18 protein-coding genes and 2 pseudogenes are annotated in these 25,360 nt (G+C 66.5%); 9 read left to right on the top strand and 11 right to left on the bottom strand.

Annotation, left to right across the window (positions count from 1 at the left end; translation table 11 throughout):
* Positions 1–54 precede the first annotated feature (54 nt).
* Together J2X06_RS07425 and J2X06_RS07420 are read right to left on the bottom strand one after the other, a co-directional pair.
* On the bottom strand, positions 55–2,658 hold the full coding sequence (locus tag J2X06_RS07425) for an NEW3 domain-containing protein (protein ID WP_310060292.1): 2,604 nt from the start codon (positions 2,656–2,658) through the stop codon (positions 55–57).
* A 399-nt stretch (positions 2,659–3,057) separates the two neighbouring features.
* Entirely contained in the window at positions 3,058–5,313 is a 2,256-nt protein-coding gene (locus J2X06_RS07420; protein WP_310060290.1) for a TonB-dependent receptor, read from the bottom strand.
* 307 nt (positions 5,314–5,620) lie between these two features.
* Between J2X06_RS07420 and J2X06_RS07415 the strand changes: the two genes are divergently transcribed.
* On the top strand, positions 5,621–7,018 hold the full coding sequence (locus J2X06_RS07415; RefSeq protein ID WP_310060288.1) for a GntP family permease: 1,398 nt from the start codon (positions 5,621–5,623) through the stop codon (positions 7,016–7,018).
* 49 nt (positions 7,019–7,067) lie between these two features.
* Here J2X06_RS07415 and J2X06_RS07410 read toward each other — a convergent pair whose 3' ends face one another.
* The gene (locus tag J2X06_RS07410; RefSeq protein ID WP_310060285.1) at positions 7,068–8,594 is read right to left on the bottom strand and encodes an FAD-dependent oxidoreductase; all 1,527 of its coding nucleotides are present in this window, start codon (positions 8,592–8,594) and stop codon (positions 7,068–7,070) included.
* A gap of 183 nt (positions 8,595–8,777) precedes the next feature.
* Between J2X06_RS07410 and J2X06_RS07405 the strand changes: the two genes are divergently transcribed.
* From J2X06_RS07405 to dinB, 4 genes are all read left to right on the top strand, one after another.
* The gene (locus tag J2X06_RS07405; RefSeq protein WP_310060281.1) at positions 8,778–9,548 is read left to right on the top strand and encodes an endonuclease/exonuclease/phosphatase family protein; all 771 of its coding nucleotides are present in this window, start codon (positions 8,778–8,780) and stop codon (positions 9,546–9,548) included.
* Positions 9,545–10,810 (top strand): cardiolipin synthase ClsB, encoded by a 1,266-nt coding sequence (clsB, locus tag J2X06_RS07400; protein WP_310060279.1) that lies wholly within the window; start codon positions 9,545–9,547, stop codon positions 10,808–10,810. The genes J2X06_RS07405 and clsB overlap by 4 nt, the downstream gene beginning before the upstream one ends.
* Entirely contained in the window at positions 10,807–11,742 is a 936-nt protein-coding gene (locus J2X06_RS07395) for a lysylphosphatidylglycerol synthase transmembrane domain-containing protein (RefSeq protein WP_310060277.1), read from the top strand. Before clsB ends, J2X06_RS07395 begins: the two co-directional genes overlap by 4 nt.
* Positions 11,743–11,833: 91 nt before the next feature.
* Positions 11,834–12,919: a DNA polymerase IV gene (gene dinB / locus J2X06_RS07390; protein ID WP_310060274.1), complete on the top strand. Its 1,086-nt coding sequence runs from the start codon at positions 11,834–11,836 to the stop codon at positions 12,917–12,919.
* Positions 12,920–12,930: 11 nt separating this feature from the next.
* Here dinB and J2X06_RS07385 read toward each other — a convergent pair whose 3' ends face one another.
* On the bottom strand, positions 12,931–14,613 hold the full coding sequence (locus tag J2X06_RS07385; protein WP_310060272.1) for a phosphoethanolamine transferase: 1,683 nt from the start codon (positions 14,611–14,613) through the stop codon (positions 12,931–12,933).
* Positions 14,610–15,419 carry a phosphatase PAP2 family protein gene (locus J2X06_RS07380; RefSeq protein WP_310060270.1) on the bottom strand — a complete coding sequence of 270 codons (810 nt, stop codon included), beginning with the start codon at positions 15,417–15,419 and terminating at the stop codon, positions 14,610–14,612. Before J2X06_RS07380 ends, J2X06_RS07385 begins: the two co-directional genes overlap by 4 nt.
* Positions 15,420–15,502: 83 nt before the next feature.
* On the opposite strand from J2X06_RS07380, the gene J2X06_RS07375 reads away from it, so the two are divergent.
* The 4 genes from J2X06_RS07375 to J2X06_RS07360 all read left to right on the top strand — a co-directional run bounded on the left by J2X06_RS07375 (position 15,503) and on the right by J2X06_RS07360 (position 18,459).
* On the top strand, positions 15,503–15,691 hold the full coding sequence (locus J2X06_RS07375; RefSeq protein WP_310060267.1) for a hypothetical protein: 189 nt from the start codon (positions 15,503–15,505) through the stop codon (positions 15,689–15,691).
* A 13-nt stretch (positions 15,692–15,704) separates the two neighbouring features.
* Positions 15,705–16,424, top strand: a complete 720-nt coding sequence (locus J2X06_RS07370; RefSeq protein ID WP_310060265.1) for a response regulator transcription factor — start codon at positions 15,705–15,707, stop codon at positions 16,422–16,424.
* Positions 16,411–17,709 (top strand): sensor histidine kinase, encoded by a 1,299-nt coding sequence (locus J2X06_RS07365; protein WP_310060263.1) that lies wholly within the window; start codon positions 16,411–16,413, stop codon positions 17,707–17,709. Before J2X06_RS07370 ends, J2X06_RS07365 begins: the two co-directional genes overlap by 14 nt.
* Before the next feature lie 150 nt (positions 17,710–17,859).
* A complete protein-coding gene (locus tag J2X06_RS07360) occupies positions 17,860–18,459 on the top strand; it encodes a hypothetical protein (RefSeq protein ID WP_310060260.1) in 600 nt (199 codons plus the stop codon).
* A 111-nt stretch (positions 18,460–18,570) separates the two neighbouring features.
* On the opposite strand, the gene pnp is transcribed toward J2X06_RS07360, so the two are convergent.
* The 6 genes and pseudogenes from pnp to J2X06_RS18025 all read right to left on the bottom strand — a co-directional run.
* On the bottom strand, positions 18,571–20,679 hold the full coding sequence (pnp, locus tag J2X06_RS07355) for a polyribonucleotide nucleotidyltransferase (protein WP_310060258.1): 2,109 nt from the start codon (positions 20,677–20,679) through the stop codon (positions 18,571–18,573).
* A gap of 136 nt (positions 20,680–20,815) precedes the next feature.
* Entirely contained in the window at positions 20,816–21,076 is a 261-nt protein-coding gene (rpsO, locus tag J2X06_RS07350) for a 30S ribosomal protein S15 (protein WP_310060255.1), read from the bottom strand.
* Positions 21,077–21,272: 196 nt separating this feature from the next.
* Entirely contained in the window at positions 21,273–22,229 is a 957-nt protein-coding gene (gene truB / locus J2X06_RS07345; protein WP_310060251.1) for a tRNA pseudouridine(55) synthase TruB, read from the bottom strand.
* A 90-nt stretch (positions 22,230–22,319) separates the two neighbouring features.
* Positions 22,320–22,685, bottom strand: coding sequence for a 30S ribosome-binding factor RbfA (gene rbfA, locus J2X06_RS07340; RefSeq protein WP_310060249.1), 366 nt, complete (start codon positions 22,683–22,685; stop codon positions 22,320–22,322).
* Positions 22,686–22,699: 14 nt separating this feature from the next.
* Positions 22,700–24,700: pseudogene (gene infB / locus J2X06_RS07335) on the bottom strand (translation initiation factor IF-2); the annotation flags it as partial.
* A gap of 57 nt (positions 24,701–24,757) precedes the next feature.
* A pseudogene (locus J2X06_RS18025) lies at positions 24,758–25,291 on the bottom strand (translation initiation factor IF-2); the annotation flags it as partial.
* Between the last annotated feature and the right edge of the window lie 69 nt (positions 25,292–25,360).

Genomic DNA, 25,360 nt, shown 5'->3' with positions numbered 1-25,360 from the left:
AAAAAAAGAGCGCCCGGTTTCCCGGGCGCTCTCAGGGTGACGCTTGTGCGATGTTCAGTTGACCTGGAACGTCGTGTTGGCCGTGGTGGTCGACGTACCGCTGGTGGCGAGCGCCGACAGCTTGTAGGTGCCGATCGAGCTGGGGCCCGTGCCGCTGACGAAGTTCCAGCGCGCATAGCCGTTGGCGTCGGTGGTGACCGTGCTGACGATCTTGGTGATGCCGTCAGGCTTGACCGCGGTGAACTTCACGCTGGCACCGCTGACCGCCTTGCCGGCATTGAGCACGCGTGAGGTCATGGACACGGTCGAACCGCGGGTATAGCTCGTCTTGTCGGTGGACAGAGTCTCGGTCAGGCCGGCCGGAGCCGCGACCGAATAGGTCGACGAAGCATTGGCGGTGTGCGTGCCGCCGACAGCGCTGCTGACGCCCGAGCCGATGCCGTAGCTGCCCTGCGCGGCCGAAGCCGGCGAGATCACTTGCAGCGTGGCCGTGCCCGAGGCACCCGGAGCCAGCGCGATGCTGCCCGCCGAAAGCGTGCCGGTCCAACCGGTCGGCACGGTGCGCGCCAGGCTGAAGCTGGTGCTGGCGCACTGCGCGCTGTCGTTGTTACGGACATTGACGGTGTAGCTCACGGTGCTGCCCGCAGCCACGGCGGCGGTCGAGCCGGACAGGCTGACGGTCGGAGCAGCACGGGAGCACACCGGAGCCGGCGCGGCGACCGCGTAGGTGGCCGAAGCGCTGGCGGTGTGCGTGCCACCGACGCTGCTGCTGATGCCCGTGCCGACGCCGTAGTTGCCCTGCGCGGCCGAGGCCGCCGAGGTCACCTGCAACGTGGCCGAACCCGAGGCACCCGGAGCCAACGCGATGCTGGCCGCCGAAAGCGCGCCGGTCCAACCGGTCGGCACCGTGCGGGCCAGGTTGAAGCTGGTGTTGCCGCACTGGGCGCTGTCGTTGTTGCGGACGTTGACGGTGTAGCTGACGGTGCTGCCGGCGGCCACGGCGGCGCTCGATCCCGTCATGGTGACGGTCGGCGCAGCCGCGGTGCAGACGGGAGCCGGTGCGGTCTGGACCTCGTACGCACCGATGTCAGCCTGTGCACCCGACGGACGCGGAGCCATCACGAAATCCGTGGTCACGCCGCTGACGACCGGAACCTTGTCGATCACCGGGCTGCCGGCCTGCGGCTGCGCATCGAACGTCGCCAGGCTGGCGTTGGTCAGCTTCGGATCCTGGCAGACGCTGCCGGACGGGCACTGGCTGTTCTTGACGTTCCAGAACAGGTTGCCCGAGTAGCTCACGGTCGCCGTGCTGTTGTACACGATGTGGCCGATGGACAGCGCGCTCGGAGCCAGATAGTACGGCTTGCCGACGATGGCGTTGTTCTGGATCGTGAGCTTGGCCGACGCGGTGCCGCCGGTGTTCATGATCGCGCCCTGGCCCTCGCTGATGATCGTGTTGTGACGCACGTTCACCACGTTGCCGTCCTTCATCGAGATCGACAGCGCATTGCCGTTGGCGCGGCACTGGTCGCCCGCCTGCATGAAGTCCTTGCCGGCGAAGTAGCTGCAATAGCCATTCAGGACCGAGTTCTCGATCGTGGCGTTGCCGTTGGTCTTGAGCTGGTTACCGGCATTCGCATACGAATGCAGGCGGCGCACGGTCAGCGTCGTGCCCGCGGCACCGTCGAGATACAGCAGGTCGACGCCGTCGGAGGTGTTGTGGTGGACCTCGGAGTCCTCGATCAGCCACTGGCCCGCGGTGTAATACGTGCCCATGCCGTCGCCGTAACCGCCGGCCTTCTGCGCCCAGCAGTTGATCTTCGCGCCGGTCTGCCAGTCTTCGGCGCAACCGTTCCACGCGATCTCGACCTGGCGCAGGATCATCTGACCGCTGTTCGAGCTTGCGCTGGTGCCGACGTTGCCGTCCCAGCCGGCCCAGCCGTTGGCGTTCATCTTGACGCGCTCCATGGTCCAGTTGGACAGGCCACCGGCGTTCATTGCGTAGGCCGCCAGGCCATGGATGTTCAGGTCATGCAGCCACACGTTGCTGGAAGCGCTCGCCTGGATACCGGCGCGAGCCCAGTTGCCGTACGGCGCGGAGGTCTTGTTGCACGCCGCCGAAGCCGTGGTATGGCCCGAGATGCAGTTGCTCTTGTCGGTGAGCTCCAGATAGCCGACTTCGACGTTGTTGCTGCCGACCAGGTTCAGCACGCTGTTGGCGCGCTCGGCGCCCCACAGCTTCGGCGGCTTGGCGCTGTTGCCCAGGATGCGGGTCGGGGCCGATGCGGTACCGCTCGGGATCTTGCCGAGCGCGCACGCGCTGCGGTCGCCGGAGGCGCAGGTGCCGGCCATGCCGGGCGCGCCGTAACCGATCATGTATTCGCCCGAGCCGATCATCAGCGTGTCACCGCCGGCAATGCGCGCGGTGCCGCTGCTCGGCAGGGCGTAGTAAGGATGCTTCCACGCGCAGTTCTGCGCGGTGCCGCTGCCGGAATACGGGGCGTCGGCGCGGCCGTTGCACTGGGTGGCATCGCCACCGTCGGTGCGGACGTAGAAGTTGGTGGCAGCCTGCGCCGAGCCGATGGCGAATCCGGCCGGCACGATCAACAGGGAGAGGACGGACTGGGTAAGCAGGCGACGCGAAACAACGAAAGACATGGATGCGGATTCCGGATGAGCCAAAAGAAGTGGCCCAGTCCCCTCTTGAGCCGGAGCGCATGCTAGGAATCGGCTTGGATGTGTTTTGGGTGGCGCGTCACAGAACCTGCTGATGAAAAAATCGCGTTCGAAAAACCGCTATTCATCAATAACAGAGGTTCAGAAATCACAGCTTTCGTGCTCCCCAACCATAAGAAAAGTCTGAGAAAAGTGCTCACTTCGTGGGGCAGAAATAGGAACTGCGCGAAGCGCAGTTGCCCGCCATCGCGAATCGGGGCTTCGAACCGCATCGGCGACAAAAGGAAACGGCGGGCCGAAGCCCGCCGTTGTTTTCCTGGCCGCCGGGAAACGCCCGGTGGAGCGTTTTGATGAAAACCGGTCGCCCCTGCGTTTTCCCGCTCAGAACTCGTAACGCACCGCCAGCGAGTACTGCCGCGGCGCGCCATAAAACCCGGTCAACACGCCCAGCGCCGCATTCAGGTTGTAACCGGTGGTGCGGTATTCCTCGTCGGCCAGGTTGGTGCCCTGCAGCGACAGCGACCAGGCATCGTCGATCGTCCAGATCACGCCGGCGTTGACCAGGCCATAGCCGTCCTGGGTGATCGGCTGTGCGCCGGTACGGACGATCTCGGTGGTGGCGACCACCTCGCTCTGGTAGCTGTAGCCCAGCCGCGCCGCCAGGTTGCCGCCACCGGACAGATCGGTGCGGTACTCGACGTTGATCGCGCCCGAGAACTCCGGAGCGTTGGTGAATTCCTGCTCGTCGGCGATATCCACGCCGGCATACAGGAACTCGTCGTACTTCGCGTCGAGCCACGCCAGGTTGCCTACGATCAGCCAGTGCGGGGTCGGCAGCCACTGGTACTCGACTTCGGCGCCTTCCACCGTGCCCTTGCCGGCGTTGGTGAAGTCGCCGAAGAACGCATCATTGGTGCCGTCGCCATTGCTGTCGAAGGCGGTGAAGACCGACAGCTGGATGTCCTCGTACTTGTTGTGGAACGCGGCCACGTTGAGGAACATCGTCTGGTCGAAGAACGCCATCTTGCTGCCGATCTCGTAGCTGTCGACGGTCTCGTCGTCGAACGGCTCGGCCGAGCGCGGCACCGCGGTGGCCTGGGCGCGGATGTTAAAGCCGCCCGACTTGAAGCCGCGCGTCGCCAGGCCGTAGACCATGATGTCCGGCGTGATCTGGTAGTCCAGCGAGATCTTGGGCGACGTGTTCTCAAAGCCGATGCGCTTGTCGAAGTTGGCGGCGACCGGGGTCGGGTTATTGGCCGCGCATCGCACTGCCAGCTGGGCGAAGGTAGCGTCGCGGTAGCAACGGTTGAGGACGACCGCATGCTTCTTCTCATCGGTGTAGCGCACGCCGACGTCGAGCTTGAGCTTCTGCGTCAGGTCGAACGTCCAGTCGGCATAGCCGGCGACGCTGTCGGTGTAGACCGTGCCCTGGGTGTCGCCGAAGGACAGGTTGAAGAAGTTGTTGAGCACCTGGCCGCCGGCCTGGCCGTCGAAGGCGTAGATGCCCATCACGCCGCGCGCACGGCCGCCGGCATCGTAGTTGACCTGCAGTTCGTTGCTGATCTGCTCGTCGCTGTAGAACGCCTTCACGTCGGCGATCTTGTTGGGCAGCGTGTCGAAGTCGATGTTGGTCTCGGTGTCGGACTCGCGCTTGGCCAGGATGTACTTCGCGCTCCAGTCCTCGTTGATGCGCCAGTTGACCGTGGCCGAGGCACCCTTCATATCCGTGTCGTTGACGTTGGGCATGCCGTTGCGCACGTCGTAGCGGTCGTCCAGCGGCAGCAGGCCCGGAGCGAAACGGTTGGGCGCCAGCATCTTGGCGCCGCGCACGCCGGACTGATCGTCCATCCAGTCGAACGCGAACTGGATGTTGAGGTCGTCGCTGACATAGGCACCGAGCTGGCCGCGAGCCGCCAGGATTTCCTTGTCGCTGACCTCCTGTCCCGAGGTTAGGTTGTCGCCGAACCCATCGCGGTTGAGGCTGGCCACGGCCAGGCGGCCGCGCAGCGCGCCGTCGCCGACCGAACTGGAAATCGCGGCACGGGCGTCGAGCTGGTTGTAGTTGCCGATGGTGATCGAGCCGAACCCTTCCGGCTCGACCGTCAGGCCGCGCGAGATGTACTTGATTGCACCGCCGATGGTGTTCTTGCCGTACAGCGTGCCCTGCGGGCCGCGCAACACTTCGATGCGCTCCACGTCGAACACGTCCAGCAGCGCGCCTTGCGGGCGGGCAATATAGACGTCGTCCATGTAGATGCCGACGCCGGGGTCCACGCCCCACAACGGATCGGACTGGCCGATGCCGCGGATGTAGGCGGTGACGGTGCTGCTGGAGCCGCGCGCGGCATAGATGGTCAGGTTGGGCACCAGGCCGTCGAGGTCGGCGAGGTCCTCGACGTTGAGCTTGTCCAGCGCCTGTGCGGTGAACGCGGTCACCGCCACGGGCACTTCCTGCAGGGTCTCCTCGCGCTTGCGCGCGGTCACCGTGACCGAGGTGAGCGTGGTGGCGTCGGCGCTGGCCTCGGTCTGCGAGGACACGTCCTGCGCCCAGGCGGCTGGCGCGAGCAGCGCGCAGGCGATGGCGACGCTCAGGCCGCTCCTTGCCTTGGTGCCCCTGGTCTTGTTGCCGTGATTCATGGTGACGCTCCTCCCCCAGTCCCGTTCGATGAAGCGCTCCGGTCCGCTGTTCCTCATGGCCGGAATACGCAATGACCGACGGGCCCTCCCCCGTCATGACCGACAGACTAGGAGGCAGCCACCCCCGGCCGCATCTGTACCTTTGGACAATGCCGGCGCATGGCCCCGGCGCGGAGACTCTGTCGTCATAGCTTTAGCTCGTCGTTCCCGTGAGGCGGGCTCCGCTCACCTGGCGGAGCCGGACATCCGGGTGCATGGATGCCCTTTCCCGGGACGACGAGCCAGACATCCGTACCCGGGGACGTAGATGGATTTCCTGATCGTGCTGGCCGCGCTGTGCTTCCTGATGTTCGTGGCCTACCGCGGCTACAGCGTGATCCTGTTCGCGCCAGTGGCCGCGCTGGGTGCGGTGCTGCTGACAGACCCGTCGCTGGTCGCGCCGATGTTCACCGGCTTGTTCATGGACAAGATGGTCGGCTTCCTCAAACTGTATTTCCCGGTGTTCCTGCTCGGCGCCGTGTTCGGCAAGGTGATCGAACTGTCGGGCTTTTCCAAGTCGATCGTGGCAGCGACCATCCGCCTGTTCGGCGCCGGTCGCGCGATGCTGTCGATCGTGGCGGTGTGCGCGCTGCTGACCTATGGCGGCGTGTCGCTGTTCGTCGTGGTGTTCGCGGTGTATCCCTTCGCCGCCGAACTGTTCCGCCAGAGCCACATTCCCAAGCGGCTGATCCCCGGCACGATCGCGCTGGGTGCCTTCACCTTCACGATGGACGCGCTGCCGGGCACGCCGCAGATCCAGAACATCATCCCGACCACGTTCTTCGGCACCGACACCTGGGCCGCGCCGATACTCGGTACGACAGGCGGCGTCTTCATCCTGGCCGTCGGCCTGGCCTATCTCGACTGGCGCCGCCGCGCCGCGCTCAAGGCAGGCGAAGGCTACGGCGATCAGCTGGTCAACGAGCCGGCGCCGTTCACCGGCGGCCGACTCGCCCACCCCGCCATCGCCATCGCACCGCTGGTGCTGGTGGGCGTGGCCAACAAGCTATTGACCGGCTGGATTCCGCGCTTCTACGGCAGCAGCCACAGCTTCGACCCGGCGGTCATCGGCAGCGCCACGCCGGTAGTGCAGGAAGTGTCCAAAGTCGCCGCGATCTGGGCCGTGCAGGGCGCGCTGCTGCTCGGCATCGCCACGGTGCTGGTGTTTGCCTGGAAACCGGTGATGGCCACCTTCGCCGAGGGCAGCAAGTCAGCCATCGGCGGCGCGTTGCTGGCCGCGATGAACACAGCCTCCGAGTACGGCTTCGGTGCGGTCATCGCGGCGCTGCCGGGCTTCCTGGTCGTCGCCAATGCGCTGAGCGCAATCCCCAATCCGCTGGTCAACGAGGCGGTCACCGTGACCGCGCTGGCCGGCATCACCGGCTCGGCCTCAGGTGGCATGAGCATCGCGCTGGCGGCGATGGCCGAGACCTTCATGGCGAATGCCAACGCGGCGGGCATCCCGATGGAAGTACTGCACCGCGTCGCCTCGATGGCCTCCGGGGGCATGGACACGCTGCCGCACAACGGCGCGGTGATCACGCTGCTCGCCGTCACCGGCCTGACCCATCGCCAGGCCTACAAGGACATTTTCGCGATCACGCTGATCAAGACGGCCGCGGTGTTCGTCGTCATCGGCACGTTCTACGCGACCGGGCTGGTTTAGAAAGCCCTGCCCTGCGTTGCAGACAAGCCAATGCGCTGGCTCATGCAGATCAAGTGACGCTGCGGTTGGTGCCAAGCTCCGCCTCGACGGACAGGTTCTCCAGGTCGCGTCCTAGCGACGCGGCCGCGATCAGCTTGCCGGCCCGGAAATACCTGGCGATGAAATCGTGCGTGGCGGGATCGCCATCGACCCGGACTTCGTCCCAACCTGCCGCATGCCCGGTGACGCGCAGATCGTGGCCGTAATGGTGGGTCCAGAAGTACGGCACGTCGGTAAACGCCTTGCCGGCGCCGAGCATGTTCGCCGCGGCGGCCTGACCTTGCCGCTGCGCATGCACCCAGTGCTCCACCCGGATCAGCTCGCCGTCGTATCGATAACGGGCGACATCGCCGGCGGCGAAGATGCCTGCAACGGAGGTCTGCAGGGTGTCGTCGACGACGATGCCGTTGTCGACAGCCAACCCGGCTGCGGCGGCCAGTTCGGTGCGCGGTGCAACGCCCGCCCCGACGATCAGCAGGTCCGCCGGCACGCGACTGCCATCACTCAGCGTCAGCACGCTGCCGTCGTAGCCGTTGGCTTCCACGTCGAGGTGGAACACCACACCCTGCTCCCGATGCAGGCCGGTGAGGAAGCCACCGATGTCGGGGCCCAGCACGCGTGCCATCGGCACCTCGTCGCGCTCCACCACGTGCACCTCGAGCCCGCGGGCACGCAGTGCGCCTGCTGCTTCCATACCGATGAAACCGCCACCGACCAGGGCGACCGATTTCGCCTTGCCGCTCGCGGCGATGATCGCCGTCGCATCGGCCAGCGACCGCAACAGGAACACGTTGGGCAGGTCGAACCCGGGTAGAGGCAAGCGGCGTGGCTCGGCACCAGTGGCGATCAGCAGCGCATCAAAGGCATGGCGCTCGCCTGTCGTGGTCGATACCTGCCTGCCCGCCGTATCGATGCCGGCGACCTGGCAGTCCAGCTTCAGATCGATTCCATGCCCGGTATAGAAATCCGCTCCCTGCAGCGGAATCCAGTCTTCAGGCGCCGAGCCCGCGAGGTAGTCCTTGGACAGATTGGGGCGGTCGTAGGGGGCGGCATCGTCGGCGCTCAGCATCGTCAGGCTTCCCGTGTAGCCCAGTTCCCGCAACCGCAGCGCTGCCGCATATCCGGCGGCACCGCCGCCAATGATGACGATGCGTCGGGGTTCCTCCAGCGGCCGCGTCGAGGTCATGTCCGTGGGCGCGGCTTCCCCGCGCACGAAGACCATGTCGTCGATGATGTCCACCTGCCATGTCGCCAACGCGGCAAACGCCGGGGCATGCCGCGCGCGGCCGGTGCGCAGGCTGAAACAGGCGTGGTGCCACGGACACCGGATCTCGTCGCCGACCACCAGCCCTTCCGCCAGCGGCGCTCCGTAATGCGTGCAGGTCCCGCCAAGCGCATGGATCTCGCCGTCCGTTCGCGCCAGCAGCACCGCCGTGCCATCGACATGGCCCGCCAGCACGCCCGCATACGGAATGCTGACCAGCGACACGCCCAGGCTGAAATCGGGACCAGAGGGTTGAGCGTCGCTTTGCGACATGGCATGACTCCTGTGGGCTTACATCGGCTGGCTCGCTGGCGAACAGTGTGGCGCAGCGATGCTGGCGGTTCGCGTGAAGGCCGTGTTTTCCGGCGCCGTCCCGGGCGCATCCTCACGCCGCGACCCATGGTGGCTCGGCAGAATCGGAAGCCAGCTTCCACCGGGCTTCCAAAAGGCTGCCGCATGGCTTCGTTCAACGTGCTGACCGTGAACGTGCACATGGGCTTCAACCTTCTGAACCGACGCTTCGTCCTGCCCGAACTGCGCGACGCCATCGGCCAGGTGGCGGCGGACGTGGTGTTCCTGCAGGAAGTGCTGGGCGAGCACGCGCATCACGCCCGCCGTCACGCCAACTGGCCATCGAACTCCCAGTACGAATACCTGGCCGACACGTTATGGCCGCAGTTCGCCTACGGCCGCAATGCGGTGTATCCGCACGGTCATCACGGCAATGCCCTGCTCTGCAAATTCCCCATCGTCTCGTTCGCCAATCGCGATGTATCGGTTCACGGCCACGAGCAACGCGGCCTGCTGCACGCGATCGTGCGAATTCCCGGCCATCCCGGCCAGGTGCACACGATCTGCGTGCACCTGGGACTTCGCGAATCGCACCGTCGCGAGCAGATCGGCCTGCTGTGCGGGATTGTCCGCGATGAAATTCCCGGGGACGCGCCGGTCGTCGTAGCCGGCGACTTCAACGACTGGCGTGCACGCGGGCATGCGCTGATGCGCGAGTGCGGGCTGGAAGAGGTGTTCGAACGCGCCACCGGTCGCCTGCCCCGGACCTTCCCCTCGCGCTGGCCGCTGCTGGCGCTCGACCGCATCTACGTGCGGCAAGCGCGCGCCAGCGGGATGGAGGTCCTGTCGATACACCCCTGGTCGCACCTGTCCGACCACCTGCCCCTGCTGGCCCGCATCGAGCTGGACGAGCCGGCTCCGGAGCGTGTGCCTTGAGATGGCGTGGCACCCCGATCGACCGTTGGCGCGGCGGCAATCGAGTGCAACTGCTGGAAAACGGCGAGGAATTCTTCGCGCGCGTGTTTGAGGCCATCGACGCCGCGCGGCAGGAAGTCCTACTGGAAACCTTCATCCTGTTCGAGGACAAGGTGGGGCTTGAACTCCATCGGCACCTGATCGACGCCGCCCGACGCGGCGTGCGCGTGGAGGTACTGGTCGATGGCTTCGGATCGCCCGGCTTTTCCGACGATTTCCTGCAGGCGCTGACCGACGCCGGCATCCGCATGCGCGTCTACGACCAGCATCCGTCCTGGCTCGGCATCCGCCTGCACGTGTTCCGGCGGATGCACCGCAAGATCGTGGTGACCGATGGCCACCTGGCGTTCGTGGGCGGCATCAATTATTCGGCCGATCACCTCGCCGACTTCGGACCGACCGCCAAGCAGGATTACGCCGTCGAAGTGGAGGGACCTGTCGTGGAAGATCTCGCCGCCTTCACACGCTCGGCCATCCCGTCGAAGGGAACCGGCGCGCCGTGGCGCCCCGCCGCGACGACCACTTCGCCGCCTGCCGGCAAGGCAGAGGTGCTGCTTCTGCCCCGAGACAATGCACGCCATACGCGCAGCATCGAGTTGGAGTACCGCCAGGCCATCCGCGCGGCCCGGCGCGAGGTGGTGATCGCCAATGCGTATTTCTTCCCGGGCTACGGATTCCTGCGCGACCTGCGCCGGGCGGCGCGGCGCGGCGTGAAGGTGTCGCTGATCTTCCAGGGCGAGCCCGATACGCAACTGGCGCGACTGGCCGCGCGCAGCCTCTACCGTCACCTGCTCGATGCCGGCGTCCACATCCACGAGTACTGCAAACGCCCGTTCCACGGCAAGGTGGCGGTGATCGACGACGAATGGAGCACGGTGGGTTCGAGCAACCTGGATCCGTTGAGCCTGTCCCTGAACCTGGAGGCGAACGTCTTCATCCGCGACCGCGAGTTCGCCGAGCACCTGCGCGCACGCCTGGACGGACTGCTGCAACAGGACTGCCGCAAGGTGGATTCCGCCAGCGTTCCACGCGGCCGCTTCTGGCAGGTGCTGACCCGCCCGCTGCTGTTCCACTGCCTGCGCAAGTTTCCGGATTGGGCCGGCTGGGTGCCGGCACACGCGCCCAGGACCGAGCTCGCGACACCACCCGCCCCAGCGCCCGATGCCGATGCGACCGAAGCGGGTGCGCCCGAAGGCACCGCGGCGCCGGAACAAAAGCCGTGACCGCGCATCGGTCGCGCATGCGGCGTGTGCGGCGCGTCGCGTTCGCGGTGTTCCTGGTGATCGCGGGCGTCCTGCTGGTCCGTTACGCCCTCACCGTGGACTGGCCGCAGGTGGCGCAGGCCCTGGCCCGCTACGGCGCATCGACGTTGCTGTTGGCCATGGTGCTCGTCGCGGCAAGCTATCTGCTGTTTTGCGCGTACGACCTGGCGGCACGACGCTACAGCCACCACACGCTGCCGACAGGACGGGTGATGGCCATCGCCTTCACCAGCTATGCCTTCGGCCTCAACATCGGCGCGCTGGTAGGCGGCGTCGGATTCCGTTACCGCTTGTACGCGCACGCCGGGCTGGCGGTCGGCACGATCAGCCGCATCGTCGCCTTCAGCATCGCCACCAACTGGCTGGGCTATCTGTTGCTGGCAGGCCTGCTGTTCGCCAGCCGTCGGATCGTTCCGCCGCCACACTGGGGACTTACCGGCACGGTTGCGTCGTGGCTGGGCTGGGCGATGCTGGCTGCCGTGGCGGCCTATCTGCTCGCCTGCCATCTGACGCACGGTCGCGTACTCCATTTGCGCGGCCGCCACTTCCGCCTGCCCTCGCCGCTGCTCGCAATGCTGCAACTGGTCATATCGGTCAGCAACTGGGTGGTGATCGCGGCACTGCTGCTGGTGCTGATGCCCGAGGGCATCGGCTATACCGCGGTCTTCGGTGCATTACTGGTCTCCGCCGTGGCCGCCGCGATCACGCACATTCCCGCGGGAATTGGCGTGCTCGAGGCCGTGTTCCTGGCGCTGCTCGGCCACCTCGCCACCGCCCCCGCGTTGCTGGCGACGCTGCTGGCATTTCGCGCCTGCTTCTACCTGGTGCCGCTGCTGGTGGGGGTTGCGACCTATGCCGTCCTGGAATCGCAAGCCAAGCGGTCGCCCGCTTGATCGGCCTGATCTGAGCCTAGCCGTCGCGACCGGGCTGATTTAGTATTTTGACTAACAGGCCGACACGCACCGGCCGGATCCCCGCTCCACGTTGTCAGCCCTTCGAAAGATCCTCCACGTCGACATGGACGCCTTCTACGCGTCGGTCGAGCAGCGCGACGACCCCAGCCTGCGGGGCCGTCCGGTCGTGGTCGCCTGGCGTGGCGCTCGCTCGGTGGTGTGCGCGGCCAGCTACGAGGCGCGCAAGTTCGGCGTGCGCTCGGCGATGCCGGCGATTCGGGCCGAGCGGCTGTGCCCGCAGGCGGTGTTCGTGCCGCCGGATTTCGTGCGCTACAAGGCGGTGTCGCGGCAGGTGCGCGAGATCTTCGCCCGCCATACCGATCTGATCGAGCCGTTGTCGCTCGACGAGGCCTACCTCGACGTCACCACGACCAGGACCGGCCTGCCTACCGCCACCGCAACGGCCGAGGCGATCCGCGCCGCGATCCGCGAGGAGACCCAACTGACGGCTTCGGCCGGGGTCGCTCCCAACAAGTTCCTGGCCAAGATCGCCTCGGACTGGCGCAAGCCCGATGGCCTGTTCGTGATCCGCCCGCACCAGATCGAGGCGTTCCTGGCGCCGCTACCGGTTGGTCGCTTGCCAGGCGTCGGCAAGGTCACCGAAGCGCGCCTGCAGGAGTTGGGCATCACGACCGTCGACGACCTGCGCACGCTCGGACTGGCCGAACTCGAACTGCGTTTAGGCCGTTGGGGCAGGCGCCTGCACGAACTGTCGTTCGGCATCGACGAAAATCCGGTGGAGCCCGAACGCCCCACGCTGCAGATCTCGTCCGAGGACACCTTCGAACGCGACCTGCCGCTGGACGAACTGGAACCGCACATCCATCGCCTTGCCGAGAAAACCTGGTCCGGCTACGAGCGTGAGCGTGCCGGCGACCACGCCCGTATCGCGCGTACGGTCGTGCTCAAGCTCAAGACCAGCGACTTCCGCATCCTCACCCGCAGCCTGACGCCGACCGAACGGCCGGCATCGCTGGACGCACTGGCGCGCATCGCCTGCGATCTGCGCGCGCGGGTACCGCTGCCGGCGACCACGCGCTACCGACTGGTCGGCGTGGGCCTGTCGGGCTTCGTCGACGAGGATGGCGGCGACGCGCAGAGCGATCTGTTCGGCTGACCTGCTTCGGTTCAACCCGCGGCGGACGAGCAGGCACGGAACAGGTCGCGCTGCCCGTCGTACTCCGGCGTGCTGACCTGCATCAGCCCCAACACCGAATGGAACAGGTTGTCCTGGCTGGCCGGCGCCTGGGCTTCGCGCTTCATGCATTGCATGTCGATGCCGCGCGACGCCGCAAACCCTGAGGACAGCCACATCACCATCGGCACGCGGGTCTGTGTTTCCGGCGCGATGGCATAGGGCACGCCATGCAGGTAGAGGCCGTTCTCGCCGAGCGATTCGCCGTGGTCCGACAGGTAGATCAGTGCGGTATCGCGATCGGTCTGCGCGGCCAGCATGCGGATCGTGCTCGCCAGGAACTCGTCGGTGTGCAACACGGCGTTGTCGTAGGCGTTGACGATCTGCTGTTGGCTGCAATCGCCCAGTTCGGAGGTTTCGCAGACCGGTGTGAAGCGGCGCAGGTGCGTCGGATAGCGCTTGTAGTAGGCCGGACCGTGGTTGCCGAGCTGATGCAGCACGACCACGACGTCGCCGTTGCGGCGATCGACCGCGCCGGCCAGGCCCTGCAGCATCACCTCATCCATGCAGCCTTCCGCATCGCATACCTTCGGCACACTGGCGTGCTCGAAGGACTCGAATGCGAGGCCGTCGCAGACCCCTTTGCAACCGGTCTGGTTGTCGCGCCACAGCGTGTGGATGCCGGCGTGCTCGAGCACGTGCAGCAGCGATTCGGAATGCTTGACCCGGTCCTTGTCGTAGTGCGCGCGGCCCCACGGCGAGAACATGCACGGCACCGACACCTCGGTGGCCGAGCCGCAGGAGCTGACCTGCGTGAAGTTGATCGGCGCCAGCCGGCTGAGCTCGGGCGTGGTCTGGCGCGCGTAGCCGTTGAGGCCCCAGTTTTGCGCGCGCACGGTTTCGCCCACCACCAGCACCAGCAGGCGAGGCCTGGCCTCCATCGGACGCCCGGCGATATGCGCATTGATGCCCAGCGGCGTGCGCGGACGATGCTTGCCGGCCTGGTCGTCGGCCAGCACGCGGCCCAGCGATACCAGGTAGTTGCCGGGCGTGACGAGGTGGCGCAGTTCGCGATGGTTGCGCATCAGCGCCGACAGGTTCTGGAACGACCCCAGCGCAGCACCGCTGGCGACCATCACCGCGAGCAGCACCCAGGCGCCGCGCACCATCACGGCACGGCCCATCGCGCGATGGCGAAGACGCACGCGCCACACCATCAGCGACGGCAGCACGCCCAGGGTCAGCAGCGAAGGCAGCATGCCGGCCGAAACCAGTTCGCCCGATTCCTTTCCGTCGGTGTGCAGGATGTTGCGGATCATGTCCGCATCCAGGTACACGGTGTACTGGCTCATGAAGTGCGCCGCGACCGAGGTCACCAGCAGCAGCGCGATCAGCAGCGGCTTGGCCGTCCAGCGATTGAGCAGCAGGCACAGCAGCAGAACATTGAGCGACCCCACCATGGCCACCAGGCTGACAGCAGTGGACCAATGTCCGTGCAACGCGCCCGTCCCGGATACCGCCCGGAAGAACGCGCCGTTGCAGAACAACGTGAAGAACCCGGCCGCGATCAGCGCCAGCCTCTCCACGGTCATTTCCGGCCTGAAGTCCGCCAACCGGCGCAACGCCGGCCACACAGAAGCGATGCCGGCGGGGCGGCTGCGTACGATCGTGCTCATGCTGAGGCGGCCCTGCGCAGGAACAGCAGATAGGCCAACAACGCGGTCGCCCAGCAGATGCCCGCGGTCCAGACGTCGTGCGACAGGAAATGCGCGCCACGCAGCTGCTGCGAAATGCCGAACAGCAGGCCCAGCCCGCCACCGACAACCAGGCCCAGCCAACGCCATTGCGGACGCACGACCAGCAGGAAGAAATACAGGGCCAGCCAGGCATAGCCGCCGCTCGAATGGCCGGCCGGGAAGCAGGCGCCGCGCGAGAGGCCGATCGGACGCATCGCGAACAGGCCGATGTAGGGACGCTCGCCGCCGTAGCCCAGCAGGTCCCAGGGGCAATCCATGTTCGACCAGGTCTTGACCCAGGCCACCAGCGCCGTGGACAGCAGCGTCGCGAGCGCCAGGTAGGCCAGCGGCCTGCGCAGCGCCGTGAGGCTGTCCCGCGAGCGCGCGACGATCCACGCCGCCAGCACGCCCAGCCACGCCATCGTGCTCAGATCGCGCCCCAGCAAGTGGATCACGTCCTCGGTCAGGAAAGCGTGGCGCAGCGACCAGCGATGGCCCTGCCATGCGTACAGCCGGTCGGCCAGCCACTGGTCGCCGTGCAGGGCCATCGAGGCGAAGGCCAGCACCGCGAACGCCGCCAGCGGCAACCAGGCATGGAGCACGAAGAAGCGAGTGTCATGACGAACGGGCTGACGCGGGCTGGTCTCGGGGAAACCGCTGGCGCTATCGGCTGGGAACAGATTCGGCGTGAGCCACCATGTGCTGCCACTCCTGGCACTGCTTTTCATCGAGGGGGGGCTGGTCATCGGCGGTCGCGGGGCATCGGCTGCATATCGGGCCGGGCGATGATCGGGTCCGTCGTGTCGGAGACCGGTAGGAACGGCCTTCGATGCCCGTTAAGACGCTCGCCATCGGCGGCACACTGCGGCTCGGCGTTCATGTTTGCGCCGTTCCGGGCCGGAGCCTTGCCGATGCGCCCTCGTCGCGGGAATATCGCCGCATCGTTCCGACCGGTTTCCGACGCATGCGCATCGAAACTGAATGGCTGCGCGTTCGCGCATCACCTGTTTCCGGATGAGGGGCCATCGTCGATGCGCGTGCTGGTAGTGGAGGACAACCGCAGCCTGGTCGCGAACCTGTTCGATTATTTCGAGGCGCGCGGCCACGTCCTCGACGCCGCACCCGATGGCCCCACGGGCCTGCACCTGGCTGTCACCCAGCATTACGACGCGATCGTGCTGGACTGGATGCTGCCGCGGATGGACGGACGCGAAGTACTCAGTCGTCTTCGCGATTCCGGCGCCGACGTGCCCGTGCTGATGCTGACCGCCCGCGATGAACTGCCCGACAAGATCGCCGGCTTTCGCGCCGGCGCCGACGACTACCTCACCAAGCCTTTCGACCTGCCCGAACTCGAGGTGCGGCTGGAAGCGCTGGTCACCCGCGCCAGCGGACGCGGACGCAGCAAACTGTTGCAGGTGGCCGACCTCAGGCTCGACCTCACCACGCTGGAGGCCACCCGCGGCGGCCGCACGCTGCATCTCTACCCGGCTTGCCGCAAGCTGCTGGAGGTGCTGATGCAATCGAGCCCTGCCGCGGTCACCCGCGAGCGCCTGGAACATGCGCTGTGGGGCGATAGTCCGCCCGACGGCGACATGCTGCGCTCGCATGTCTACGAACTGCGCCGAAGCGTCGATGGCCCGTTCCCGGTGAAGCTGATACACACGTTGCCCCGCGTGGGCTATCGGCTGGCCAACGTCACCGACACCGACACCGACGATCGGGAGGCGACCGCCGATGGCAGCGACTAGATCCGGCCTGCGCCGGCGCATCCTGCTCGGCCTGATCGGCTACGTGGTGGTGCTGTCGATCGCGGTGATCCTGCATGGGTTCATCGTCAACGAACATGCCGAACAGCTGGTCTGGCAGACCCTGCTCGATTCCGAACTCGACCACCTGCTGGAACGACAGCGCGAGGACCCGAACTTTCGCTGGGTCGACACCCGGAACATCGCTTTCTACGACGGCCACCGGCCCGACACCCTGCCCCCGGCGCTGCGCGGCCTGAAACCCGGCGTATACGACGACGTCATGGTCGACGGCGTCGAGCGTGTCGTGCTGGTGCGCCAGGCCGAAGGCCGGCCGCTGATGCTGGCGCTGGACATCACCGACCTGGAGCAGCGCGAATTCGACATGGGGCTGACCGTGATCGGCTCGGCGATCACGCTGATCGTGCTGCTCGGCCTGGCCATCGCCTGGAGCGTGAACCGACTGGTGCGTCCGCTCAGCAACATGGCCCACAAGATCGCCGGGCTGCAACCGGACCAGTCGGGACAGCGCATCGAAGTGCCCGACACGGCCAGCGCCGAACTGGTGGTCATCGCCGATGCGCTCAACGATTACCTGCAGCGCAACGACCGCTACGTCGAGCGCGAACGCGTGTTCATCGACAGCGCCAGCCACGAGTTGCGCACGCCGATCGCGGTGATCGCCGGCGCCAGCGAGATCGCGTTGCAACACGAGATGCCCGCCGCGACGCGCGGCCAGCTGATGCGCATCCGCCGCACCGCCCGTGACGTCGAGCATCTGATCTCGCTGCTGTTGGTGCTCGCTCGCGACCCCGCGCGACTGGCTCGCAGCAGCGACCACGTGGCGCTCGACCAGTTGCTCCCGGAGATCGTCGAGGACCATCGTTACCTCACCCGCGACAAGGACCTGACCGTCACCCTGGCGCCGATGCCGGCCATAGAGATCGTCGCGCCGCTGCCGATCGTGCAGGCCGCCGTCGGAAACCTCCTGCGCAACGCGATCGAGCACAGCGATCGTGGCGAAATAACGGTTCGCCTGGAAAATCCGGCGACCGTGGTGATCGACGATCCGGGACACGGCATGACACCAGAGGAAATCAGCGCCATCTACGCGCGCGTCGCCCGCGGTGGCGGTGATCGCGGCGGCAGCGGCATCGGCCTGGACCTGATTTCGCGGCTGTGCGAGCACCTGGGATGGCAGCTGGACATCGCCTCGAGTCATGGAAGAGGCACCACGACGACCCTGCGGTTCCAACGCAAGGACGAATCGGTTCCACCAGCCGGTTGATCGAAGTTCGCCAACGCTGAAATGTTCAGATAACTGCGGGCCGCCCCCACGCCGCCATCACGCCGCGCTTGCTTTAGTGGATCAACACCACCACCGCGCAGGCCCGTCATGCTCGATAGCGTCGTCGAACTGCTCGCAAGGACCAATGGAATGGCCACCGGCCGGTCCGGACCGATGGAACGTGAAGTCGCGGCGGTGTTCACGACACTCGAAGCGGTGCATTCGGACTACGTCGGGATGTTCGACATGGTCCGTCGGGCGATAGTCGCGGGCGAGCCGGTCCGGGACATCGCGCAAACCCTGCTCCTGCGGAGCCCTGAAGAAGCCAGCGAGCGCACCGCAGTACTCGCGCACACGCGCCTGTTGCTGGCCGACATGTTCGGTTCCGACGCGTATCCCTTCCTGCGTGCCGTATCCGCGTACTTCGTCGCCTTGCCGTTGTCGGGAGAGGGCCAGGTGGCCAGTGCCCTCCAGCGCGCCATGGAGCAAGCCCAGCGCACTGGGGACGATTCACTCCACGCCCGCGCGGAAATCGCCCGATCGACCCATGCCAGCCTGCGTTGCCTGCAGGAACAGTGGGAAGCGGTCTGTCGTGAGCATGCGAAGCTGGAGGCGATCCCGGAAACCACCGCTGCTCCGGCGGCTGCGGACGATGCGGTCGCGGCGATCACGCCGCTGATGGCGGCGGCCGTCGGCGCGCGCATGCCGCTTCGAAGCGGCCGGGAATTCCTGGCGGACGCGCTGTTGTAAGACTTCGCGCATCACCTTCCATGCGTGGCTGGCGATTGGAGGCACACGTGGACAAAGAAAAAGCGGGCCGAGGCCCGCTTTTCCGTGTCGCTTGAAGCATGAGGCAGCGGCTTATTCGGCCGGCACGCCCTCGCCTTCCTCGACGGCCTTCATCGACAGGCGGATGCGGCCCTGCTTGTCGACTTCCAGCACCTTGACCTTCACGGTGTCGCCTTCCTTGAGCTTGTCGGAGACCTTCTCCACGCGCTCGCTGGAGATCTGCGAGACGTGCACCAGGCCGTCCTTGCCCGGCAGGATCGTGACGAACGCACCGAAGTCCATGATCTTGGCGACCTTGCCTTCGTAGATGCGGCCCGGCTCGACGTCCGAGGTGATCTGCTCGATGCGCGACTTGGCGGCCTGGGCGGCAGCGGCGTTCACCGAGGCGATGACGATGGTGCCGTCGTCCTGGATGTCGATCTGCGTGCCGGTCTCCTTGGTGATGGCCTGGATGGTCGAGCCACCCTTGCCGATCACTTCGCGGATCTTGTCCGGGTGGATCTTCATCGTCAGCAGGCGCGGGGCGTACTCGCTCAGCTCGCTGCGCGGGGTCGTGAGGGCATGCGCCATCTCGCCGAGGATGTGCAGGCGACCGGCCTTGGCCTGGGCCAGCGCGGTCTTCATGATTTCCTCGGTGATGCCCTGGATCTTGATGTCCATCTGCAGGGCGGTCACGCCTTCGGAAGTACCGGCGACCTTGAAGTCCATGTCGCCGAGGTGATCCTCGTCGCCCAGGATGTCGCTCAGCACGACGAAGTTGTCGCCTTCCTTCACCAGGCCCATCGCGATGCCGGCGACCGGTGCCTTGATCGGCACGCCCGCGTCCATCAGCGCCAGCGAGGAACCGCAGACCGACGCCATCGACGAGGAGCCGTTCGACTCGGTGATCTCCGAGACCACGCGGATCGTGTACGGGAACTCCTCGACCGTCGGCATGACGGCGAGCACGCCGCGCTTGGCGAGGCGGCCATGGCCGATTTCGCGACGCTTCGGGCCCATCATGCGGCCGGCTTCACCGACCGAGAACGGGGGGAAGTTGTAGTGGAACAGGAAGTGTTCCTTGTACTCGCCGGAGACGGCGTCGATGATCTGGCCGTCGCGGGCGGTGCCCAGCGTCGCCACGACAATCGCCTGCGTCTCGCCGCGGGTGAACAGCGAGGAGCCGTGGGTGCGCGGCAGCACGCTGACCTTGGAGCTGATCGGACGCACGGTGTCGAGCGCACGGCCGTCGATGCGGACCTTGGTGTCCAGCACCGAGCCGCGCATGGTCTGGTATTCGAGCTCGCCGAATTCCTTGGCCATCTCGCCGGCGTTCCAGCCGTCGGCTTCGGCGCGACCGGCCAGGGCCTGCATCGTGTCCTTCTTGATCGCGCCGATGGCGTCGCGGCGCTGCAGCTTGTCGCGCACCTTGAAGGCGTCGGCCAGCTGGCCGCCGATGGTTTCCTTCAGCGCGGCGATCATCGCCTCGTTCTTGGCCGGGGCCTGCCATTCGGACGGCTTGGTGCCGGCTTCGACGGTCAGCTCGTTGATCGCGTTGATCACCTTCTGCATCTCGCGATGGCCGAACATCACGGCGCCGAGCATCACTTCCTCGGACAGCATCTCGGCTTCGGACTCGACCATCAGCACCGCATTGGCGGTACCGGCGACGACCAGCTCCAGATCGGAGTCGGCCAGCTCGGCGGCGGTCGGGTTCAGCAGGTACTGGCCGTTCTTGTAACCGACCTTGGCGGCGCCGATCGGGCCCTGGAACGGGGTGCCGGCCAGCGCGAGCGCGGCGGACGCGCCGATCAGCGCCGGGATGTCACCGTCGATTTCCGGGTTCAGCGACATCACCGTGGCGATGATCTGGACTTCGTTCTTGTAGTCCTCGGGGAACAGAGGACGGATCGGGCGATCGATCAGGCGCGAGATCAGCGTTTCCTTCTCGGTCGCACGGCCTTCGCGCTTGAAGAAGCCACCCGGGATGCGGCCGCCGGCGTAGAACTTCTCCTGGTAGTCGACCGTCAGCGGGAAGAAGTCCTGCCCTTCACGCGCGCTCTTGGCGGCAACGGCGGTCACCAGCAGTACGGTGTCGTCCATCTTGACGATGACGGCGCCGCTGGCCTGGCGAGCGATCTCGCCGGTCTCCAGCGTTACGGTGTGGTTGCCGTACTGGAAGGTCTTGGTAATTTTTGCCACGGTGGTTTCCTATCGGTTCGGTGCGTTCCGGTCAAAGCCCTTGCCTTGTCCGGGTTGGCCGTGGGGGTGGCCTGTGTTTCGTGTGCAGCTCAAAAACGAACCGCGGCGCATCACTGCGCCGCGGTGGGTGTTTCGCTTAGCGACGCAGACCGAGTTTCTCGATCAGGGCCTTGTAGCGCTCGTTGTCCTTGCGCTTGAGGTAGTCGAGCAGGCTGCGGCGACGGTTGACCATCTGCAGCAGGCCGCGACGGCTGTGGTGATCCTGCTTGTGGACCTTGAAGTGGCCGGTCAGCTGCTCGATGCGAGCGGTCAGCAGGGCGACCTGGACTTCCGGCGAACCGGTGTCGGCGGCGCCGCGCTTGTTTTCTTCGATGATCTTGCTGGTGTCGATGGACATCGTATTGCCTCTTAGATGCGGGGCCTGCAGAAGCGGATCGGTCGCGTCATCTCCGCGCCGACGCACCGCCTGGCCCGCCGTTTGCTTGAAGGAATGGCACCTGTCGGTGCCGAGAGTGCTTGGAAAAGCCCGCGAATTGTAGCGGCCGAACCCTGTCCAGACAAGGCGTTAGCCCATCATCGGGAACGGCGTCGCACTATGCGTGGTCGCCTGAATGCGGCACACCGACCACCGGCTGGCCCGCCCAGCGGAACAGACGCTGCGGCGACAACCGCCCGTCGTTGCGTTGGCCCAGCCCCAGGCAACGCCCGGATGCGCCGAACGCCACCACCAATCCATCCGCCCCGCCCCCGCAGGGCACGGTCTGGCCGAAACCCAGGCGGCGTTCACCGTCCTCGTCCAGGACCACCCGCTCGTACCCGGACAGACCGTCCTCAATCGGGAGCAGGCAGGCATCCAGCGCAGTCTCACCCCGCTCCGCGATGGCACGTAATTCGTCCAGCGTGTACATGCGCGGAGTCGCGAACGGATCGACCCACAGCCGCCGCAGCGTGGCGACATGGGCGCCGCAGCCCAGCGTCTCACCCAGGTCCCGGACCAGGCTACGCACATAGGTGCCCGAACCGCACTCGACGTGAAGCCGCAGGTGCGAGCCCTCGCGCTCGAGCAACTCCAACTGATGCACCTGGACCTCGCGCACCGGCGCCTCGATGGTTTCGCCGCGGCGAGCGCGGGCGTAGAGCGGCTCCCCGCCCTGCTTGAGTGCGGAATAGATCGGAGCGCGCTGGCGGATCGGCCCGCGCAGCGGCGCCAGCGCGGTCTCGATGTCGGCGTCGTCCAGTGAGGGCACCGGCCGCTCGAGCAAGGTCGCGCCGTCAGCGTCGTCGGTATCGGTGGTGACGCCGAGGATCGCCATGGTCTCGTAGGCCTTGCGCGAACCGAGCAGCAGGCCGGCGATCTTGGTCGCCTCGCCGAAACAGATCGGCAAAAGCCCGGTGGCGAGCGGATCCAGGCTGCCGGTATGGCCAGCCTTCTCGGCGCGGAACAGATGCCGCGCCTGCTGCAGCGCCTGGTTGGAGCTGAGCCCGAGCGGCTTGTCTAGCAGTAGCAGCCCGTCCAGCGGGCGGAACACGGTGCGGGGTTTCTTGCTCATCTGGCCATTGTGTGTCGATCGTTCCGGACAACAAAATCTGGACAACAAAAAGGCGGCGAAACCGCCGCCTTTCATTACCGGAACCTGTGATCAGTCCGGCGTGTCCTCGCCGGGCGGATTGTCGCGCAGCAGATTGTCGATGCGCTCTCCCCGGTCGACGGAATCGTCGTAATGGAAATGCAGCTCCGGCACGTGGCGCAGCTTCATCGCCTTGCCCAACTGGAAGCGCAGCTCGCGCGACAGCTCCTTGAGGGCCTTGACGGCTTCCTTGGAGCGCTCGGCCTGCAGCGCGGTGACGAACACCTTGGCGTGGGCCAGGTCGCGCGTCACTTCGACGTCGGACACGCTGACCGAAGGCAGGCCGTGCTCGCGCACGGCCTCGCGCACCAGCGTGCCCAGCTCGCGACGGAGCTGGGCGGAAACGCGGTCAGTGCGATGGAACGACTTGGTCGGCATTTCGTCTTACCGGATTACAGCGTGCGCTGGACTTCGATGCGCTCGAAGCACTCGATCTGGTCGCCCGGCTTGACGTCGTTGTAGGCCTTCACGCCGATACCGCACTCGGTACCGTTGCGGACCTCGTCGACGTTCTCCTTGAAGCGACGCAGCGATTCCAGCTCGCCCTCGAAGACGACGGCGTTGTCGCGCAGCACGCGGATCGGCTTGTGACGCTTGACCACGCCCTCGACCACCATGCAGCCGGCGACCGCACCGAACTTGGAGCTGCGGAACACGTCGCGAACCTCGGCGGTGCCGATGATCTCTTCGCGGATCTCCACGCCCAGGATGCCCGACGCCACCTGCTTCACCTGGTCGATCACGTCATAGATGATCGAGAAGTAGCGCAGGTCGACGCCGTTGCCCTCGATCACCCTGCGCGCCGATGCGTCGGCACGGACATTGAAGCCGATGACCGTCGCCTTGGCGGTGGCTGCGGCGTTGGCGTCGGACTCGGTGATGCCGCCCACGCCCGAGGTGATGACGTTGATGCGGATCTGGTCGTTGGACAGCGCGGTCAGCGACTGGCGCAGCGCTTCGACCGAACCCTGCACGTCGGCCTTGATGACCAGGTTGAGGCTCAGCTGGCCCTCGCCCTTGCCCATCTGCGCCATGATGTCTTCCATGCGGTTGCCGGCAGCGGCGACCAGGCGCGATTCGCGACGCTTGGTGTCGCGCTGCTGGGCGACGTCCTTGGCCAGGCGCTCGTCGTCGACGACGACGAAATCGTCGCCGGCATCGGGCACGCCCGACAGGCCTAGCACCTGCACCGGGATCGACGGGCCGGCGCTGGGGACCTGCGAACCGGTTTCGTCGAACAGCGCACGCACGCGGCCGTACTGGATGCCGCACACCAGGAAGTCGCCCTTCTTGAGCTCGCCCTGCTGGACCAGCACGGTCGCCACCGGGCCACGGCCCTTGTCGAGCGCGGACTCGATGACCACGCCGGTGGCGCGGCCGGTCGGTACGGCTTTGAGTTCGAGCACTTCGGCCTGCAGCGAGATCGCGTCGAGCAGATCGTCCACGCCGGCGCCGGTCTTGGCCGACAGCTCGACCATCTGGGTTTCGCCGCCGAAGTCTTCGGCCACGACCTGCTCGCTGAGCAGTTCGTTCTTGACCCGCAGCGGGTCGGCGTCGGACTTGTCGATCTTGTTGATCGCCACGATCAGCGGCACGCCGGCCGCCTTCGCGTGATGGATGGCTTCCTTCGTCTGCGGCATGACGCCGTCGTCGGCGGCCACGACCAGCACCACGATGTCGGTGAGCTTGGCGCCGCGTGCACGCATCGACGTGAACGCGGAGTGGCCCGGCGTATCGAGGAAGCTGATGACGCCCTTGGGCGTTTCGACGTGGTAGGCGCCGATGTGCTGGGTGATGCCGCCGGCTTCGCCAGAGGCGACCTTGGTGCGGCGGATGTAATCCAGCAGCGAGGTCTTGCCGTGGTCGACGTGACCCATGATGGTGACCACCGGCGGACGCGCGAGCTTGTCGCCCTGCGTCTCTTCGACGTGGGCCAGCAGTGCGTCTTCCGCGGTCTCGGCACCGGCCTTGACGACGGTGTGGCCGAGTTCTTCGGTCACCAGCGCGGCGGTGTCGTAGTCGATGGCCTGGTTGATCGTGGCCATCACGCCCATCTTGAACAGCGCCTTGACCACGTCGCCGCCCTTGAGCGCCATCTTCTGCGCCAGGTCGGCGACGGTGATGGTTTCGCCGATGGCGACTTCGCGCACGATCGGTGCGGTCGGACGGGTAAAGCCGCTGCCGGAGCGGGCCTGTTCGGACTGACGGCGCGGCTTGGGCTTGCCACGTGCACTGGTCGAACGGCGTGCACGGTCGGACGCGCTCAGATGCATCTGGCCGGCGAAACGGTTGGTGCGGTCGTCGTCCTCGACGGTCGTGACCATCGCATGCGAGCCGCGGGTCTTGTGCGCCGGGGCGCCGCGCGCCGGCTCGGGTGCGCGTGCCGGTGCCGGCTTCGGATGGCCGTGGCCATGCGTGGTGGCCGGCTTGCGAACCGCCTTCTCGTCGTCATCCGCGACCAGTACGCTGGCATCGGCCGCCTTGGCCTTGGCTTCCTCTTCGGCCTTGAGGCGCGCGGCCTCTTCGGCTTCCCGGCGCGCCGCCTGGATCGTTTCGGCGCGACGACGATCGTCGGCGGCCAGCTTTTCCTGCTCGGCGAGGTTGCGCTGCTTGGATTCCTCCAGCTTGCGCAGTATCTCGGAGCGCTCGTCGGTCGAGCCCGCCTCGGCCGGCTTGACCAGCGTGACCTTCTTGCGCACGACGACGTCCACCGTCGAGCGGTTCTTGCCGCCACCTACGGTGAGCTCCTGCTTGCGGCTTCGATTCAGCGTGATCTTCTTAGGCGCTTCGCCTACCTCGGCGGCCGGTTCGGCCTTGCCGTGGGCACGCTTGAGGAAGCCGAGCAGCTTGACTTTCTCGATGCTGGTCACGACCTGGTCGGGGCCGCTGAAGCTCATGCCGGCCTCGGCCAGCTGCTCCAGCAACTTCTCGACCGGTGTGTTCACCAGTTCGGCCAGCTTGCGGATGGTGGTTTGCTGCGACATTCGGTTTCCGGTTCCGTTTGGCCACCAAGGGGCATCCCAAGATGGCGATTGTAGGGCGAGCCATGGCCC

Origin of the sequence: Lysobacter niastensis (assembly GCF_031457115.1) — a bacterium.
Taxonomy (GTDB): domain Bacteria; phylum Pseudomonadota; class Gammaproteobacteria; order Xanthomonadales; family Xanthomonadaceae; genus Lysobacter_J; species Lysobacter_J niastensis_A.
This window is presented reverse-complemented; position numbering and strand designations above follow the sequence as displayed.